Source organism: Tabrizicola sp., from assembly GCF_041911175.1.
Taxonomy (GTDB): Bacteria; Pseudomonadota; Alphaproteobacteria; order Rhodobacterales; family Rhodobacteraceae; genus Tabrizicola.
Map to the genome: position 1 here is coordinate 1 of NZ_JAYRPN010000111.1, position 14152 is coordinate 14152.

Sequence of the window (14152 nt, forward strand, 5' to 3'; positions counted from 1 at the left end):
GCGGCCCCGCGCCCGACCGAGAGCGAATCGCCCAAGGGATGCAACCAGCCCAGGTACCCCCCCGCCAGCCCCAGCACCGCAAGGCCAAGCGCGATCCCGATCACCTGTTGCCAGACCCTGCCTTCGTCGTCCATCCGCCTGCCCTTCGCCGCTTTGCCCGGCGGCCATACTGCCGTTTCTCCATCCAGTAACCCGATCACTGCGGCATAAATGCGTTGCGGCTTTGGCAACAGTTCGATGACAGTCCCGCGACGGGGGCCAGAGGCTTGCACCGCTATGGCCTGCAGCGTAAGGGGGCGGCACCTTCCCCTGACCAAAGGTTGCCCCCATGATCCCGCGCTATTCCCGCCCCGAGATGGTGGCGATCTGGTCCCCGGAAACCCGCTTCAGGATCTGGTTCGAGATCGAGGCCCATGCCTGCGATGCGCAGGCAGCACTCGGGGTGATCCCGAAGGCCAATGCCGAGGCCGTCTGGCGCGCGAAGGACGTACAGTTCGACGTGGCCCGCATCGACGAGATCGAAGCGGTGACCAAGCATGACGTGATCGCCTTCCTCACCCATCTCGCCGAACATATCGGCGCCGAGGATGCCCGTTTCGTCCATCAGGGGATGACCTCGTCGGACGTGCTGGACACCACGCTGAACATCCAGCTTGTCCGGGCCTCCGACCTGCTGCTGAAGGGGCTGGACCGGGTTCTCGCCGCGCTGAAGGCCCGGGCTTTCGAACACAAGGATACCCTCCGCATCGGGCGGTCGCATGGCATCCATGCCGAACCCACGACGATGGGCCTGACCTTCGCACGCTTCTACGCCGAGATGTCGCGCAATCGCGCCCGGCTGGTTGCGGCACGGGCCGAGGTGGCGACGGGGGCGATCTCCGGCGCGGTCGGCACCTTCGCCAACATCGACCCCCGCGTCGAAGAGCATGTCTGCAAGATGCTGGGCCTGACGCCCGAGCCGATCTCGACGCAGGTCATCCCGCGCGACCGCCACGCGATGTTCTTCGCGACGCTGGGGGTGATCGCCAGCAGCATCGAGAACGTCGCCATCGAGATCCGCCACATGCAGCGGACCGAGGTGCTGGAGGCCGAAGAATTCTTCTCGCCCGGCCAGAAGGGCTCGTCCGCGATGCCGCACAAGCGCAACCCGGTCCTGACCGAGAACCTGACCGGCCTCGCCCGGCTGGTGCGCATGGCGGTGGTTCCGGCGCTGGAAAACGTGGCGCTCTGGCATGAGCGGGACATCAGCCATTCCAGCGTGGAGCGGATGATCGGCCCCGACACCACGATCACGCTCGATTTCGCGCTCAACCGGCTGGCGGGCGTGGTGGAAAAGCTGGTGGTCTACCCCGAGAACATGCTGAAGAACATGAACAAGTTCAAGGGACTGGTCATGTCGCAGCGCGTCCTGCTGGCGCTGACCCAGGCGGGCGTCAGCCGCGAGGACAGCTACCGCCTGGTCCAGCGCAACGCGATGAAGGTCTGGGAGAAGGGCGCGGATTTCAAGACCGAGCTGCTGGCCGACCCCGAGGTGACAGCGGCGCTATCCCCGGCAGAGATCGAGGAGAAATTCGATCTCGGCTATCACACCAAGCATGTCGACACGATCTTCGCCCGGGTGTTCGGCGCGTAACGCAACCGTGATCCGGCGGGTCAAGCGAGGCGCGACTTTCCCCGCTTGACCCGGCGGCATTCGTGCTACCTTTCGTCAAATTGCCGAAAGGGACGCCCATGCGCATGATCCTTGCCGCTGCCATTGTCCTCATGCCGCATCTGGCCCTTGCGGCCGGCAGCGACGACAGCCAGCCGCCGACCCCCACCGAAACCACGACCAAATGCGAAAAGGGCACTGTCTGGGACGAGAAGACCAAGACCTGCATCAAGGCCGAGGACCAAAGCCTGAACGACGACCAGCGTTTCGGCGCGGTGCGGGAACTGGCCTATGCCGGTCGCTATGACGAGGCGACGATGGTCCTTGCCGCGATGCGCGAGGGCGAAACCAGCCGCGTCATGACCTACCGCGGCTTCCTTCTGCGCCAGACCGGCCATGTCGAGGAAGGCATCACCGCCTACGAACGCGCCATCGCGCTCGACCCGGCGAACAACCTCGCCCGCAGCTACTACGGCCAGCTTCTCGTCCAGATGGACGAGCTGGCGCTGGCGGGCGACCAACTGACCCAGATCCGCGCGCATGGCGGCAGCGGCACCTGGGCCGAGACCGCCCTTGCGACCGCCATCAAGACCGGAGTGACCTACACCTTCTGACGCATGGAGGATCCGATGAAGACAGCCACATTGCTCGCCGCGCTGGCCCTTGGCCTCCTGCCCGGCCTCGCCCTTGCCGAATGCCGGGGCGACCATCAAAGCGCCGCCAGTTGCATGCCCGGCATGATCTGGGATGCCGCCTCGGGCACCTGCGTGGAAAAACCCACCAGCTGACGTCAAGCCCCTGTTAACCCGGGGCTGCGAGGGTTCCATCGAGAGGAATCGATGAGGACCCCGATGCCGCAGGACATGGTGCCGCTTGCCCGGATCACCCCGGAACGTCGGATCGTCTCGGTCCCGCCGCCGCAGAAACGGGTGCTGAGCCCCCGGCAGAAGGCGGCGGTGATCGTGCGCTACCTTCTGACCGAGGGCACCTCGCTGCCCTTGTCCTCCCTGCCCGAACACATGCAGGCGGCGCTGGCCGAACAGATGGGCCAGATGCGGCTGATCGACCGGGCGACGCTGGACGATGTGGTCGCCGAATTCCTGACCGAGTTGGAAACGGTGGGCCTCGCCTTCCCCGGCGGGATCGAAGGCGCGCTTTCCATGATGGACGGCCACATCTCGCAATCCGCCGCCCAGCGCCTGCGCCGGATGTCCTCCACCTCCTCGAAGATCGACCCGTGGGAACGGATCACCGCGCTGCCCCCCGACCGCCTGCTGCCGATCCTGGTGAACGAGGCGGTGGAGGTCGGCGCAGTGATGCTGTCGAAACTGCCCGTGGGCAAGGCGGCGGAACTCCTCGGCAAGCTTCCCGGCGAAAGGGCGCGGCGGGTGGCCTATGCGGTGTCGATGACCGGCAATGTCGATCCCGAAACCGTCCGCCGCATCGGCGCGGCGCTCTTGGCCGAACTGGACAACCAGCCGCCCAAGGCCTTCGACCAGGGCCCGGTGGAACGGGTGGGCGCGATCCTGAACGTCTCGCCCACGCTGACACGCGACGACGTGCTGCAAGGGCTCGAGGCCGAGGATGCCGAGTTTGCCGCCGAGGTGCGCAAGGCGATCTTCACCTTCGTCCACATCCCCGCGCGGCTGAACCCCCGCGACACGCCGAAGATCACCCGCCTGGTCGACCAGCCGCTGCTGGTCACGGCGCTGGCCGCCGCGACGGGCAAGCCGGGGCTGGAGGAAGCGGCGGAGTTCATCCTGGCGAACATCTCGCAACGCCTGGCGCAGGGCCTGCGCGAAGAGATGGGCACCCGCGGCCGGGTAAAGGACAAGGACGCCGAGGAAGCGATGACCGCGATCATCGCCGCGATCCGCACGCTGGAGACCAGCGGCGAGATCACCCTGATCCAGCCGGATGAGGAGTAGGCGGGGGGCAGACCCGCCGACAGCCAGCACCAGTCTTCTGCGAAAACCGTTTTCAAGGGATCGCCGAAAAGAACCTTCCCCGATCCTCCCCATGAACTTTCGCAGAAGGATCGTTCAATCCGATTCTGCACCCGGCCTCGCCTATCACGCCCAACTCGTCATGACGCCCCACCCTTGCGCCCCCCAGTCCCAGCCCCTACAACCGCCCCATGTCCGCCGCCCCCACCCCTTCCGTCACGCGCGGCGTGGCCCTGATGATCGCCGCGATCTTCCTCTTCACCGCGATGGATGCCACCGCCAAGGGGCTGATCGACCGCTACCCGGCGCCGCAGGTGATCTGGGTGCGCTTCATCGGCCAGCTGACCCTCGTCCTTCTCATCCTGCGCCACCGTATCGGCCCGGTCCTGCGCACCCGCTTCCCGGTGCTGCATTTCTGGCGCTCGGCCTCGCAGTTCGGGGCAACCACCTTCTTCTTCCTGTCGCTGCCCTACATCGGCCTGGCCGAGGCGACCGCCATCGCCGATCTCAACCCCGTCCTGATCACCCTTGGCGCCGCCCTCTTCCTTGGCGAACACCTTGGCCCCCGCCGCGTCGCCGGTGTTGCCGTCGCGCTGATCGGCGCGCTGATGGTGATCCGGCCCGGCGCCGGGGTCTTCACCTGGTGGGCGCTCCTGCCGTTTTGCTGCGCGCTCTCCTACGCCACCTCGGCGCTGCTCACCCGCAAGATCGGCGCGCAGGAAAGCGTTTGGGCCTCGATGATCTATGCAGCACTTTTCGGCAGCATCGCCGCCGGGGCCGCGCTGCCCTTCGTCTGGGAACCCGTCGCAGCGCAAGACCTGTGGAAATTCGGCCTGATCGCCTGCCTCGGCACAACGGCGCAGCTCTGCATCATCCGCAGCTTTTCCATCACCGAGGCCGGGATCGTCGCGCCTTTCGCCTATCTCGGCATCGTCTTCGCAACCGTCTGGGGTGCGGTCCTCTACGGCCAGTGGCCCGACCGCTGGACGGTGGTCGGCGCGCTTGTGATCGTGGGGGCCGGTCTTTATGTCTGGCATCGCGAAACCCGGGCGCTGCGCGCGTCCTGATCCAAGGCCCCGATGTCAGACGGCAGCGATCCCCCGTTCCGACTGGACCATTTCCTGGTCAACCTCGCCGCGCGCGGGCTGATCGGGCTGGCGCTGGCCCTGCCCTACCCTTGGCGCGTCGGCTTCACCGGCTGGCTGATGCGGCGGGTGATCGGGCCTTTCGCCGGCTACGACAGAAGGGCGCGCGAAAACCTTGCGCTGATCTGGCCCGGCAAGCCGCAGGCCGAGCGCAATGCCACCGCGGCGGCCTCGCTCGACAATGCGGGCCGGACGCTGATCGAGAACTATTCGACCCGCGCCTTCACCGCCCGCGCCCGCAGTATCGAGCCGGAAGGCCCCGGCTATGGCGCCCTGATCGCCGCGCGGAACGACAAGCGCCCGGTGATCCTCGTCTCGGGCCATTTCGGCAATTACGAGGCCGCGCGGGCGGCGCTGGTCGCGCGCGGCTTCGACATCGGCGGGCTCTACCGCAACCTGTCGAACCGCTATTTCAACGCGCATTACGTCAAGACGATGCAGGCCTTCGGCGGCCCGGTCTTCCCGCAGGGCCGGGCCGGGACGGCAGGCTTCGTGCGGCATCTGAAGGAAGGGGGGCAACTGGTCCTGCTCTTCGACCAGGACGTGCCGGGCGCGCCCGCCCTGCCCTTCCTTGGCCATCCCGCCCGGACGGCGCTGTCGGCGGCGGAGCTGGCGCTGCGGCTGAAGGCGGACCTGATCCCCTTCTTCGCAACCCGCCAGCCTGATGGGCTGGGCTTCCGGGTGGAACTGGACGCCCCCGTGCCGCATTCCGACGCCGAGACAATGATGCGCGAGGTCACGGCGGCGCTGGAGAAGCGGGTCACGACCCATCCCGGCCAGTGGTTCTGGATTCACCGGCGCTGGAAGGGCGGCACCCTGTAGGCTGCGCCACAACACACCGTCGGATGGTGCGGCTCGTAGCGCACCCTGCGCCTCACTCCACCCGCGCCGCCGCGAGGATCGCCGCCGGACCGGCGGTCTGCACGATCACCGCGCCCGGCTCGTCACCCGGATAGGGCGTGGTGACTTCCAGGGGCGCGGTGCCACCCCAGTCCTGCAAGGGTTCCCACGAGGTCACGATGTTGCGGTAGGTGATCGTCTTGCCGGCATTCTCGCCGCGCTCGATCGTCACCGTCTCCTCCGGCTTGTAGCGCACCAGCTGCACCCGCACGGGTTCGGTCAGCGGCGGGTCGGCCTCGGCCCGGATCACCAGCTTGTCGCCCTCGCGCGTCACCGTCAGCCGCACCGGCGTCGCCGCGCCCAGATGGTCGCGCAGCCGTTCCGCGGTTTCCTCGGGCGAATAGCCCTCGATCCGGTCGGCCCCGCCGATGATCAGCTGCGGCGTGTAGATCGTCCGGCTGCCGACGGCATGGGCATAGGCTTTCTGCCGGTCGGTGAACTGGGCCAGGGCGAACTTGTCCTCCCAGCCGATATAGTCCCAATAATCCACATGCAGCGCCAAAGGCAGGATCCGCGGGTCCGAGGCCAGCATCCCCAGGAATTCATCCGCCGGCGGGCAGGACGAACAGCCCTGCGAGGTGTAAAGCTCCACCACCACCACCGGCTCTGCCTGCACCTGGGCCGTGGCCGCCAGCCAGAGGCCGCAAGCGGCGCTGACGAAATGTCGCATGGTGCCTATCCTGATCCTTGGTCCCCGACCCGGTTATAGGATTGCGCGGCGACACGAGCCAATCAAGGTTTTGCGAGAGACCTGTCATATGCTTTAAGGAACGCCAAAAGCGGGGCTGGATATTCGGCATACAATGGTATACAACGCCGCAGCAGCCGCCTTCTTCAGGAGCCAGAGATGACCGTCACCGTTGGACAAGACCTTTCCAAGACCCGCAAGACCCTGACGGCAGGGGGACAGACGGTCAGCTATTACTCGATTCCGGCCGCCGAGGCCGCGGGCCTGGGCGAATTCGCGAAGCTTCCGGCCAGCCTCAAGGTCGTGCTGGAGAACATGCTGCGATTCGAGGACGGCAAGACCGTCACCGTGGATGACATCAAGGCCTTCTCGACCTGGGGCAAGCAGGGCGGCCAGAACCCGATCGAGATCGCCTATCGCCCGGCCCGCGTGCTGATGCAGGACTTCACCGGCGTCCCCGCCGTGGTCGACCTTGCCGCGATGCGCGACGGGATCAAGGGCCTGGGCGGCAATGCCCAGAAGATCAACCCGCTCTCCCCCGTCGACCTTGTCATCGACCACTCGGTGATGATCGACGAATTCGGCCACCCGCGCGCCTTTCAGATGAACGTCGACCGCGAATACGAGCGGAACATGGAACGCTACGTCTTCCTGAAATGGGGCCAGAAGGCGTTCAACAACTTCCGCGTGGTGCCCCCCGGCACCGGCATCTGCCACCAGGTCAACCTGGAATACCTGGCGCAAACCGTCTGGACCGATACCGACCAGAACGGCCAGGTGGTCGCCTACCCGGACACCCTCGTCGGCACCGACAGCCACACCACGATGGTCAACGGCCTTGCCGTCCTCGGCTGGGGCGTCGGCGGGATCGAGGCCGAGGCCGCGATGCTGGGCCAACCGGTCTCGATGCTGATCCCGGAAGTCGTGGGCTTCAAGCTGACCGGCAAGATGGTCGAGGGCACCACCGCCACCGACCTCGTGCTCAAGGTCGTGCAGATGCTGCGCAAGCATGGCGTGGTGAACAAGTTCGTCGAATTCTACGGCGAGGGGCTGGATCACCTGCCCCTGGCCGACCGCGCCACCATCGCCAACATGGCCCCGGAATATGGCGCCACCTGCGGCTTCTTCCCGATCGACGGCGAAACCATCCGCTACCTTCGCAACACCGGGCGCGAGGAGTCGCGCATCGCGCTGGTCGAGGCCTACGCCAAGGCAAACGGCATGTGGCGCGGCCCGGACTATGACCCGGTCTACACCTCGACGCTGAACCTCGACATGGGCAGCATCGTGCCCGCCATCTCCGGTCCGAAACGCCCGCAGGATTACCTGCCGCTCGGCGACGCCGCCCGGGGCTTCTACAAGACCGTCGCCGACTATCGCGGCGTCGATGTCGGCACCGACGCCCGCGAGATGCAGGGTGAAGGCGGCGGCGTGGTCGTGGCCCCGCATGATTGCCGCAAGACGGCGACGGTCGAGGGCCAGGACTACAAGCTGCGCGACGGCTCGGTGGTGATCGCCGCCATCACCTCCTGCACCAACACCTCGAACCCCTATGTGATGGTCGGCGCCGGCCTGGTGGCGCGCAAGGCCCGCGCGCTTGGCCTGACCCGCAAGCCCTGGGTCAAGACCTCGCTCGCCCCCGGATCGCAGGTGGTGGGCGAATACCTCGCCGCCGCCGGATTGCAGGAAGACCTTGATGCCGTGGGCTTCAACCTCGTCGGCTACGGCTGCACCACCTGCATCGGCAACTCCGGCCCGCTCCAGCCTGAAATCTCCAAGGCGATCAACGAGGGCGACCTGATGGCCGCGGCCGTCCTCTCGGGCAACCGCAACTTCGAGGGCCGGATTTCCCCCGACGTGCGCGCCAACTACCTCGCCTCGCCACCCCTCGTCGTGGCCTATGCGCTGGCGGGCGACATGAACATCGACCTGACCAGCGAACCCCTGGGCATGGGCAGCAACGGCCCGGTCTACCTGAAGGACGTCTGGCCGACGAACAAGGAAGTGGCCGACATCGTCCATTCGGTCGTGACGCGGCAGGCGTTCCAGTCCAAATACGCCGACGTGTTCAAGGGCGATGCCAAGTGGCAGGCGGTGCAGGTCACCGAAGCCGAAACCTACGACTGGCCACCGACCTCGACCTACATCCAGAACCCGCCCTATTTCCAGGGCATGTCGAAGACGCCGGGCGTGATCAAGAACGTCACCGGCGCCCGTATCCTGGCGCTTCTCGGCGACATGATCACCACCGACCACATCTCGCCCGCCGGCTCCTTCAAGGCCTCAACTCCGGCCGGCAAGTATCTGACCGAACGGCAGGTTCCGGTGTCCGAGTTCAACAGCTACGGCGCCCGGCGCGGCAACCATGAGGTGATGATGCGCGGCACCTTCGCCAACATCCGCATCAGAAACGAGATGCTGGATGGGGTCGAGGGCGGCTATACGCTGGGGCCGGACGGCAAGCAGACCTCGATCTTCGACGCCTCGATGGAATACCAGGCGGCAGGCACGCCGCTGGTGATCTTCGGCGGCATCGAGTACGGCGCGGGCTCCAGCCGCGACTGGGCCGCGAAAGGCACCGCGCTCCTCGGCGTCAAGGCGGTGATCGCCGAAAGCTTCGAGCGGATCCACCGCTCCAACCTCGTCGGCATGGGCGTGATCCCGTTCGAGTTCCTGCCCGGTGAAAACCGCAAGACCCTTGGCCTGAAGGGCGACGAAGTGGTCAGCATCGCCGGACTTGAGGGCGGGCTGAAGCCGCTGAGCCAGGTCCCCTGCACTATCCGCTACGCGGACGGGACCGAGAAGGTGATCCAGCTCAAGTGCCGGATCGATACCGCCATCGAGATCGAATATGTCGAGAACGGCGGCGTCTTGCACTATGTGCTGCGGAATCTCGCGGCCTCCTGATTTCGGAAACGCAGTGTTTCCATCGAAAGCCCGGTTCACCGCCGGGCTTTCACTTTTTGTTCTCACCTTGGCGCACAGTCTGGCCCTGTATTCCCAGCCAGAAGGCTTTGCACCATGCCCAGCCGTTTTCCGCCGCTCCGTCCGCAAGCTGCGCTGAGACCCGACAGCGCAAGCCGGGCCCTGCCCGCCCTTGCCCCCGTCGACCTGACCCTCGCTGTGGCGCTGGCGTTCGTCATCGTGCTGGCCCTGATCTGACGCACGAATTGCAGGGATATCCCTTCCCGCGCTCCTTCACGCGGGGTCAATCCACGGCCCTCAAAAGTTAAAAAACCCTGAACGTCCGCAAGCAAGGCATTGAAATCGTTTGGTCGAAAATTCTGTCCACCGTGGACATCACTTCTGCCCGGCCAGCGCCTTCTCCAGTTCCGGCACGAAACGGTCCTCATAGTCGGTCCCGACCAGCGGCCCGACGAAGCGGAACAGCACGGTCCCGTCCCCGCCGACGATGAAGGTCTCCGGCGGGGCCGTGACCCCCCAGTCGATCGCCCCCCGCATCGCCGGATCGCTTGCCACGGCGAAGAAGGGATTGCCCTCCTCGGCCAGGTAGGCGACCGCCTTCTCGTCGTCGTCCCGGATGTTCACCCCGGCGACCCGCACCCCGTCGGCGGCCATCTTCTTCAAGACCGGATGCTCGGCCCGGCAGGGCGGACACCAGGTCGCCCAGAAGTTCACCACCGTCACCTTGCCCGACCGCAGCTCGGCCTCGGTCAGTCCCGGAATGCCGGGCAGCGTGGTCGCAGGCACCGCAGGCGCCGGGTGGCCGACGAAGACCGACTGCAACTCGCCCGGGTTTTCCCGGTGCATCCCGGAATAGAACAGCCCCGCCAGCCCGGCGAAAAGGACCGGGGGCAGCACCATCAGCCATCTAGCCATCGATCTTCCCCTGCCGCGCCTCGACCTCGGCCAGCGCCCGCTTCATCCGCGCCGACTGCCACAGCGTCAGCCCGACCAGCACCGCGATCAGCGCCGCCGTCGCCAGATAGGACCCCAGCACCGCGAAGGCGTATTTCCCCAGCTCCGGCATCACGCCACCCTCTCCCGCGCCAGAAGCGCCTTCAACCGCCGCGACCGGATCTCCGTCCGGGTGCGGAGGAGAACCATCGTCACGAACAACAGGATGAACCCCGCGATGCAGACCAAGAGCGGCAGCCAGAACACGTCGGCCACGTTCTCCTGCTCGTCCATCGACAGCGAGGCCCCCTGGTGCAGCCCCTGGTTCCAGAACAGCACCGCATAGCGCGACAGAAGCGCGAAGACCGATCCCACGAGGCAGAGGATCGAGGTCAGGTCCGCAGCGGTATCCGGGTCCTCGATCGCGGCCCAGAGCGCCATGTAGCCGAAGTAGAACAGGGTCAGGATCAGGAACGAGGTCAGCCGCGGGTCCCAGGCCCACCAGGTCCCCCACATCGGCTGGCCCCACAAAGCCCCCGTGACCAGCGCGATCAGGGTGAAGGTCAGCCCCACCGGGGCCGCGGCCTTGGCGGCCAGGGCCGAGACATGGTGGCGCCGCACGATCCAGATCAGTGAAGTGACCAGCATCATCCCCCAGGCATTGATCGCCATCATCGCCGAGGGGACATGCAGGTAGATGATCTTGACCGTCGCACCCTGCTTGTAGTCGTCGGGGGTGAAGAAGAAGCCCCAGACAAGGCCCGTGACCAGCAGCGCAATCGTCAGCCCCACCACCCAGGGCAGGGCCCAGGCCGAGGTCTGCATGAACTTCTTCGGGTTCGCATATTCCCAGATCGACATGGGGTTCGCCTATCCTGTTCCGGGTTGCCGCTCAACACACCATCGCGCGACAGACTAGCGCAAATTGACGCGGATCGCGCTGGCCGCCGCGAAGGGGAGGAGCGCCGCCGCGCCAAGGCTGATCGCGCCGAGAAGTGCAAGGGGCGTGGCCAGCGCCATGCCCTCGGCCCCGCGCCGGACGACCTCGCCGCCGAAGATCAGCGTGGGCACGTAGAGCGGCAGGACGAGGAGGCTGAGGAGCAGCCCGCCGCGCCTGAGCCCCACGGTGATCGCGGCACCAAAGGCCCCGATGACCGAGAGCGCCGGGGTGCCGAGGAGAAGGCTCAGGACCAGCCAGGAATAGCCTGCGGGCGGCAGGTTCAAGAGCACGGCAAGGCCCGGTGCGATCAGGGTCAGTGGCAGGCCCGTCACCAGCCAATGCGCCAGCGCCTTGATCGCGACCACCGCCTCCAGCGGGATCGGCGCGGTGGCGAGGAGGTCGAGCGAGCCGTCCTCGTGGTCCAGCGCAAAGATGCGGTCGAGCGAGAGCAGGCAGGCCAGCAGCGCGCCGACCCAAAGGATGCCGGGGGCGATGCGGCCCAGCATCCCGCCTTCGGGTCCGACGCCCAGCGGCACCAGCACGGAGAGGAGGAAGAAGAACGCGAGCCCCAGCCCGAAGCCGCCGCCCGAGCGCAGCGCAAGGCGCAGGTCGCGGAGGAGAAGCGCCTTCATGACCGCCCCTGCAGTTGCTCTTTGCCCAAATACTCCCGCCGGAGGCTCCGACGGCTGGACCCGGTGCGACGCATCATGCGAAAGCCTCGTCGAAGCCGGTGTTCTGGATGTCCCGCGCCCGGTGAGGGTCGAGGTCGAGCACGGTTGCCTCGGGCAGGCCAAGGTCGACATGGGTGGCGATGACGGCAAGGCCGCCCTTGGCCAGATGGTCCTGCACCACCTCTGCAAACATCGCGACGGAGGCGACGTCGAGGCTGACGGTGGGCTCGTCCAGCAGCCAAAGCGGCCGGCCCGTGACCAGCAGCCGGGCGAGGCCGAGGCGGCGTTTCTGGCCCGCCGAAAGCTCCCCGGCGCGGCGGCGGGTGAGCTGGGTCAGGTTCAGGGCGCGAAGGGCGTGGTCGATGCCGGGGCCGCCGTAGATGCGCGACCAGAAGGCGAGGTTCTCGGTCACGGTCAGGGTGGATTTCAGCCCGTCGGCATGGGCGGCATAGGCGACGCTGTCGGGGGGCAAGTCATAGCCGCCCTCGGCGGGCGGTTGCAGGCCCGCGAGCGTGCGCAGGAGCGTGGTCTTGCCCGACCCGTTCGGTCCGCGCAGGATCAGCGCCTGGCCGGGCGTGACCGACAGGGTCAAGCCGCGCAGCACGGTGACGCCGCCACGTGCCACGGCAAGGTTCTTGAGGCTCAACATGGCGCCGTGCCTATCCGATGCGGCGGCGGGCGAAAAGGGGATTGGTCAAGCCCGCGACGCTATTGCCACTCGCCGAGAAGGATGTTGCGCGTCACGGTTTCCACCGGGGTTTCGCGGGCGATCAATCCCGCGACCCATTCGCAGGAGCCTGCGTTGAAGACGGCTCCCCTGCCCCGCCGGTACTCCGCCATGCAGCCGTTGCCCCGGCTGGCGAGGCCCAGCGTCTCCGGTGTCACCTTACCGTACTTGGTGAAGGCGACCTCCTCTGCGTCGAGGCTGCCGATGAAAGGGTCCGCGTCCTCCGGCCCGGTGGAATGCGCCAGGGTGGTCGCCAGCGAGAGGGCGACGATGGTCAACTCTCCCTTCAGGGCCGGGTCCACCGGGTAAGGCAGGCCCTGCCGGGTCTCGTAGTCGATGCCGTCGACCTCGTAGCCGAAGATCTTCGACGCGCGCCCCAGAACGTCGCCGTAGCCAAGCCCGGTGCCCCGCAGCGACCAGTGATCCGGGCGGTAGAGGGTGAAACCGCCCGCACCGTGGGCAGCACAGCGGCTCCACCCGGCGTAGACGCCCATGCTGCCGGTCAGGCCCATCGTCGCCACCCCCGGACGGCCCGCCTGCGGGTGGTCCCAGTAACTCGTCAGCCGGTCGGTCGCGCCCAGGGGGTCTTCCGCCTCGGCGCGGGTCTTGTAGCAGGTCTGGGTGGTGAGGTCCGCCGAGAGCCGGGTCTGCCAGAAGAAATTGCCGCCGAAGCGCGCCAGCTGCCCGCCGCGGTCCAGCCAGCCGTCGAGATGGTCGCGCATTTCCCAGGTCCAGTATTCGTCATGGCCGACGATCACGGCGCGGGCGTAGCCATCGAGGAAGCCGGGGGCAGAATGCAGGTCGTGCTGGGTGTAGTAGTCGAGCGCGATACCTTGGCCCTCGCACCACAGCACAAAGGGTCGCTCGAAGGCCGCCCAGCCGGAGGAAGCGTATTTCTTGGAAATGCCGTTGGCGCGGGCATAGTCCATATGCGGATAGCGCGGGCGGGTCAGGGGCGGCGAGGCATGGGGGATGCGGGGCGCATCCTCGGGCCAGCGCACGAAGCCCTTGGCCCAGGGGCGCAACAGGCTGACCTCCCCCGCGAAGTCCTGCCCCGAAGCGCCGGTGAGGCCCTGGTAATGGTTCGACCCGCCCCAGTCGTTATAGGCGCACCAGGTGCCGGTGGCGAGGATCAGGGCGAGTTTCGCGGTGGGCCGGGCGGGTTTCAGGACGAACATGCCCCGGCTTTCGTGGCCGTCGACGGCAAGGGTGAAGGCGTAGACCCCGGTCGGCCAGTCCGGCGGGATCGTGGTTTCAAAGGCGACCGGCCAGCCGCAGCCGGTGACCGAGCAGTCGGCCGGGGTGGCGGCGAAGCGGGTGGGGATCGTCGTCTCCAGCACCGTCCGGGGCAGCAGCCCGTCACGCTGGATCGTCAGTCGGGCCGAAGGGGCGGAAGACATGGCATGCAGGCGCAAGGTCTCGCCCGGCGCATAGGAGAGCGCAGCGGTATAGCCCCAGACCTGCGGGCGGGCGGGGTCGTCCGAGGCCATCTCGTAGTAATGCCCTGTTACGGGATCGCCATCGTCGAACGGCCCGGCGACGAAGAAGCCCTGCATGTCTTGCTCCCTGCTTTTCCGGCAGCATCGGCGGGCGCCGGGGCCTTGGCAACGGGGCAAATCACCGCTT

Annotated in this window: 15 protein-coding genes; 8 read left to right on the forward strand and 7 right to left on the reverse strand. The window is 67.1% G+C overall.

Annotated elements, in window-relative coordinates; all coding sequences use genetic code 11:
• Positions 1-328: 328 nt before the first annotated feature.
• The 6 genes from purB to ACE3P6_RS15265 all read left to right on the forward strand — a co-directional run bounded on the left by purB (position 329) and on the right by ACE3P6_RS15265 (position 5564).
• The gene (gene purB / locus ACE3P6_RS15240; RefSeq protein ID WP_374396622.1) at positions 329-1633 is read left to right on the forward strand and encodes an adenylosuccinate lyase; all 1305 of its coding nucleotides are present in this window, start codon (positions 329-331) and stop codon (positions 1631-1633) included.
• Between the two features lie 98 nt (positions 1634-1731).
• The gene (locus ACE3P6_RS15245; protein WP_374396625.1) at positions 1732-2265 is read left to right on the forward strand and encodes a tetratricopeptide repeat protein; all 534 of its coding nucleotides are present in this window, start codon (positions 1732-1734) and stop codon (positions 2263-2265) included.
• A 15-nt stretch (positions 2266-2280) separates the two neighbouring features.
• A complete protein-coding gene (locus tag ACE3P6_RS15250; protein WP_374396628.1) occupies positions 2281-2439 on the forward strand; it encodes an adenylosuccinate lyase in 159 nt (52 codons plus the stop codon).
• 51 nt (positions 2440-2490) lie between these two features.
• A complete protein-coding gene (locus tag ACE3P6_RS15255) occupies positions 2491-3579 on the forward strand; it encodes a flagellar motor switch protein FliG (protein ID WP_374396630.1) in 1089 nt (362 codons plus the stop codon).
• A gap of 209 nt (positions 3580-3788) precedes the next feature.
• Positions 3789-4664: a DMT family transporter gene (locus tag ACE3P6_RS15260; protein WP_374396632.1), complete on the forward strand. Its 876-nt coding sequence runs from the start codon at positions 3789-3791 to the stop codon at positions 4662-4664.
• A 12-nt stretch (positions 4665-4676) separates the two neighbouring features.
• A complete protein-coding gene (locus ACE3P6_RS15265; RefSeq protein ID WP_374396635.1) occupies positions 4677-5564 on the forward strand; it encodes a lysophospholipid acyltransferase family protein in 888 nt (295 codons plus the stop codon).
• A gap of 52 nt (positions 5565-5616) precedes the next feature.
• Here the strand turns inward: ACE3P6_RS15265 and ACE3P6_RS15270 are convergent, their stop codons facing one another.
• Positions 5617-6312: a DUF1223 domain-containing protein gene (locus tag ACE3P6_RS15270; RefSeq protein WP_374396638.1), complete on the reverse strand. Its 696-nt coding sequence runs from the start codon at positions 6310-6312 to the stop codon at positions 5617-5619.
• A 177-nt stretch (positions 6313-6489) separates the two neighbouring features.
• Between ACE3P6_RS15270 and acnA the strand changes: the two genes are divergently transcribed.
• Both acnA and ACE3P6_RS15280 read left to right on the forward strand, forming a co-directional pair.
• Entirely contained in the window at positions 6490-9237 is a 2748-nt protein-coding gene (gene acnA, locus ACE3P6_RS15275; protein ID WP_374396640.1) for an aconitate hydratase AcnA, read from the forward strand.
• Between the two features lie 114 nt (positions 9238-9351).
• Positions 9352-9492: a hypothetical protein gene (locus ACE3P6_RS15280; RefSeq protein WP_374396642.1), complete on the forward strand. Its 141-nt coding sequence runs from the start codon at positions 9352-9354 to the stop codon at positions 9490-9492.
• 138 nt (positions 9493-9630) lie between these two features.
• Here ACE3P6_RS15280 and ACE3P6_RS15285 read toward each other — a convergent pair whose 3' ends face one another.
• The 6 genes from ACE3P6_RS15285 to ACE3P6_RS15310 form a co-directional block, all read right to left on the reverse strand.
• Positions 9631-10170, reverse strand: coding sequence for a DsbE family thiol:disulfide interchange protein (locus ACE3P6_RS15285; RefSeq protein WP_374396644.1), 540 nt, complete (start codon positions 10168-10170; stop codon positions 9631-9633).
• Positions 10163-10321, reverse strand: a complete 159-nt coding sequence (gene ccmD / locus ACE3P6_RS15290) for a heme exporter protein CcmD (protein ID WP_374370993.1) — start codon at positions 10319-10321, stop codon at positions 10163-10165. The genes ACE3P6_RS15285 and ccmD overlap by 8 nt, the downstream gene beginning before the upstream one ends.
• Positions 10321-11049, reverse strand: coding sequence for a heme ABC transporter permease (locus ACE3P6_RS15295; RefSeq protein ID WP_374396646.1), 729 nt, complete (start codon positions 11047-11049; stop codon positions 10321-10323). Before ACE3P6_RS15295 ends, ccmD begins: the two co-directional genes overlap by 1 nt.
• Positions 11050-11103: 54 nt before the next feature.
• Positions 11104-11760 (reverse strand): heme exporter protein CcmB, encoded by a 657-nt coding sequence (gene ccmB / locus ACE3P6_RS15300; RefSeq protein ID WP_374396649.1) that lies wholly within the window; start codon positions 11758-11760, stop codon positions 11104-11106.
• Positions 11761-11833: 73 nt separating this feature from the next.
• Positions 11834-12448, reverse strand: a complete 615-nt coding sequence (ccmA, locus tag ACE3P6_RS15305; RefSeq protein WP_374396651.1) for a heme ABC exporter ATP-binding protein CcmA — start codon at positions 12446-12448, stop codon at positions 11834-11836.
• 59 nt (positions 12449-12507) lie between these two features.
• Positions 12508-14082 carry a N,N-dimethylformamidase beta subunit family domain-containing protein gene (locus tag ACE3P6_RS15310; RefSeq protein ID WP_374396653.1) on the reverse strand — a complete coding sequence of 525 codons (1575 nt, stop codon included), beginning with the start codon at positions 14080-14082 and terminating at the stop codon, positions 12508-12510.
• Positions 14083-14152: the final 70 nt, after the last annotated feature.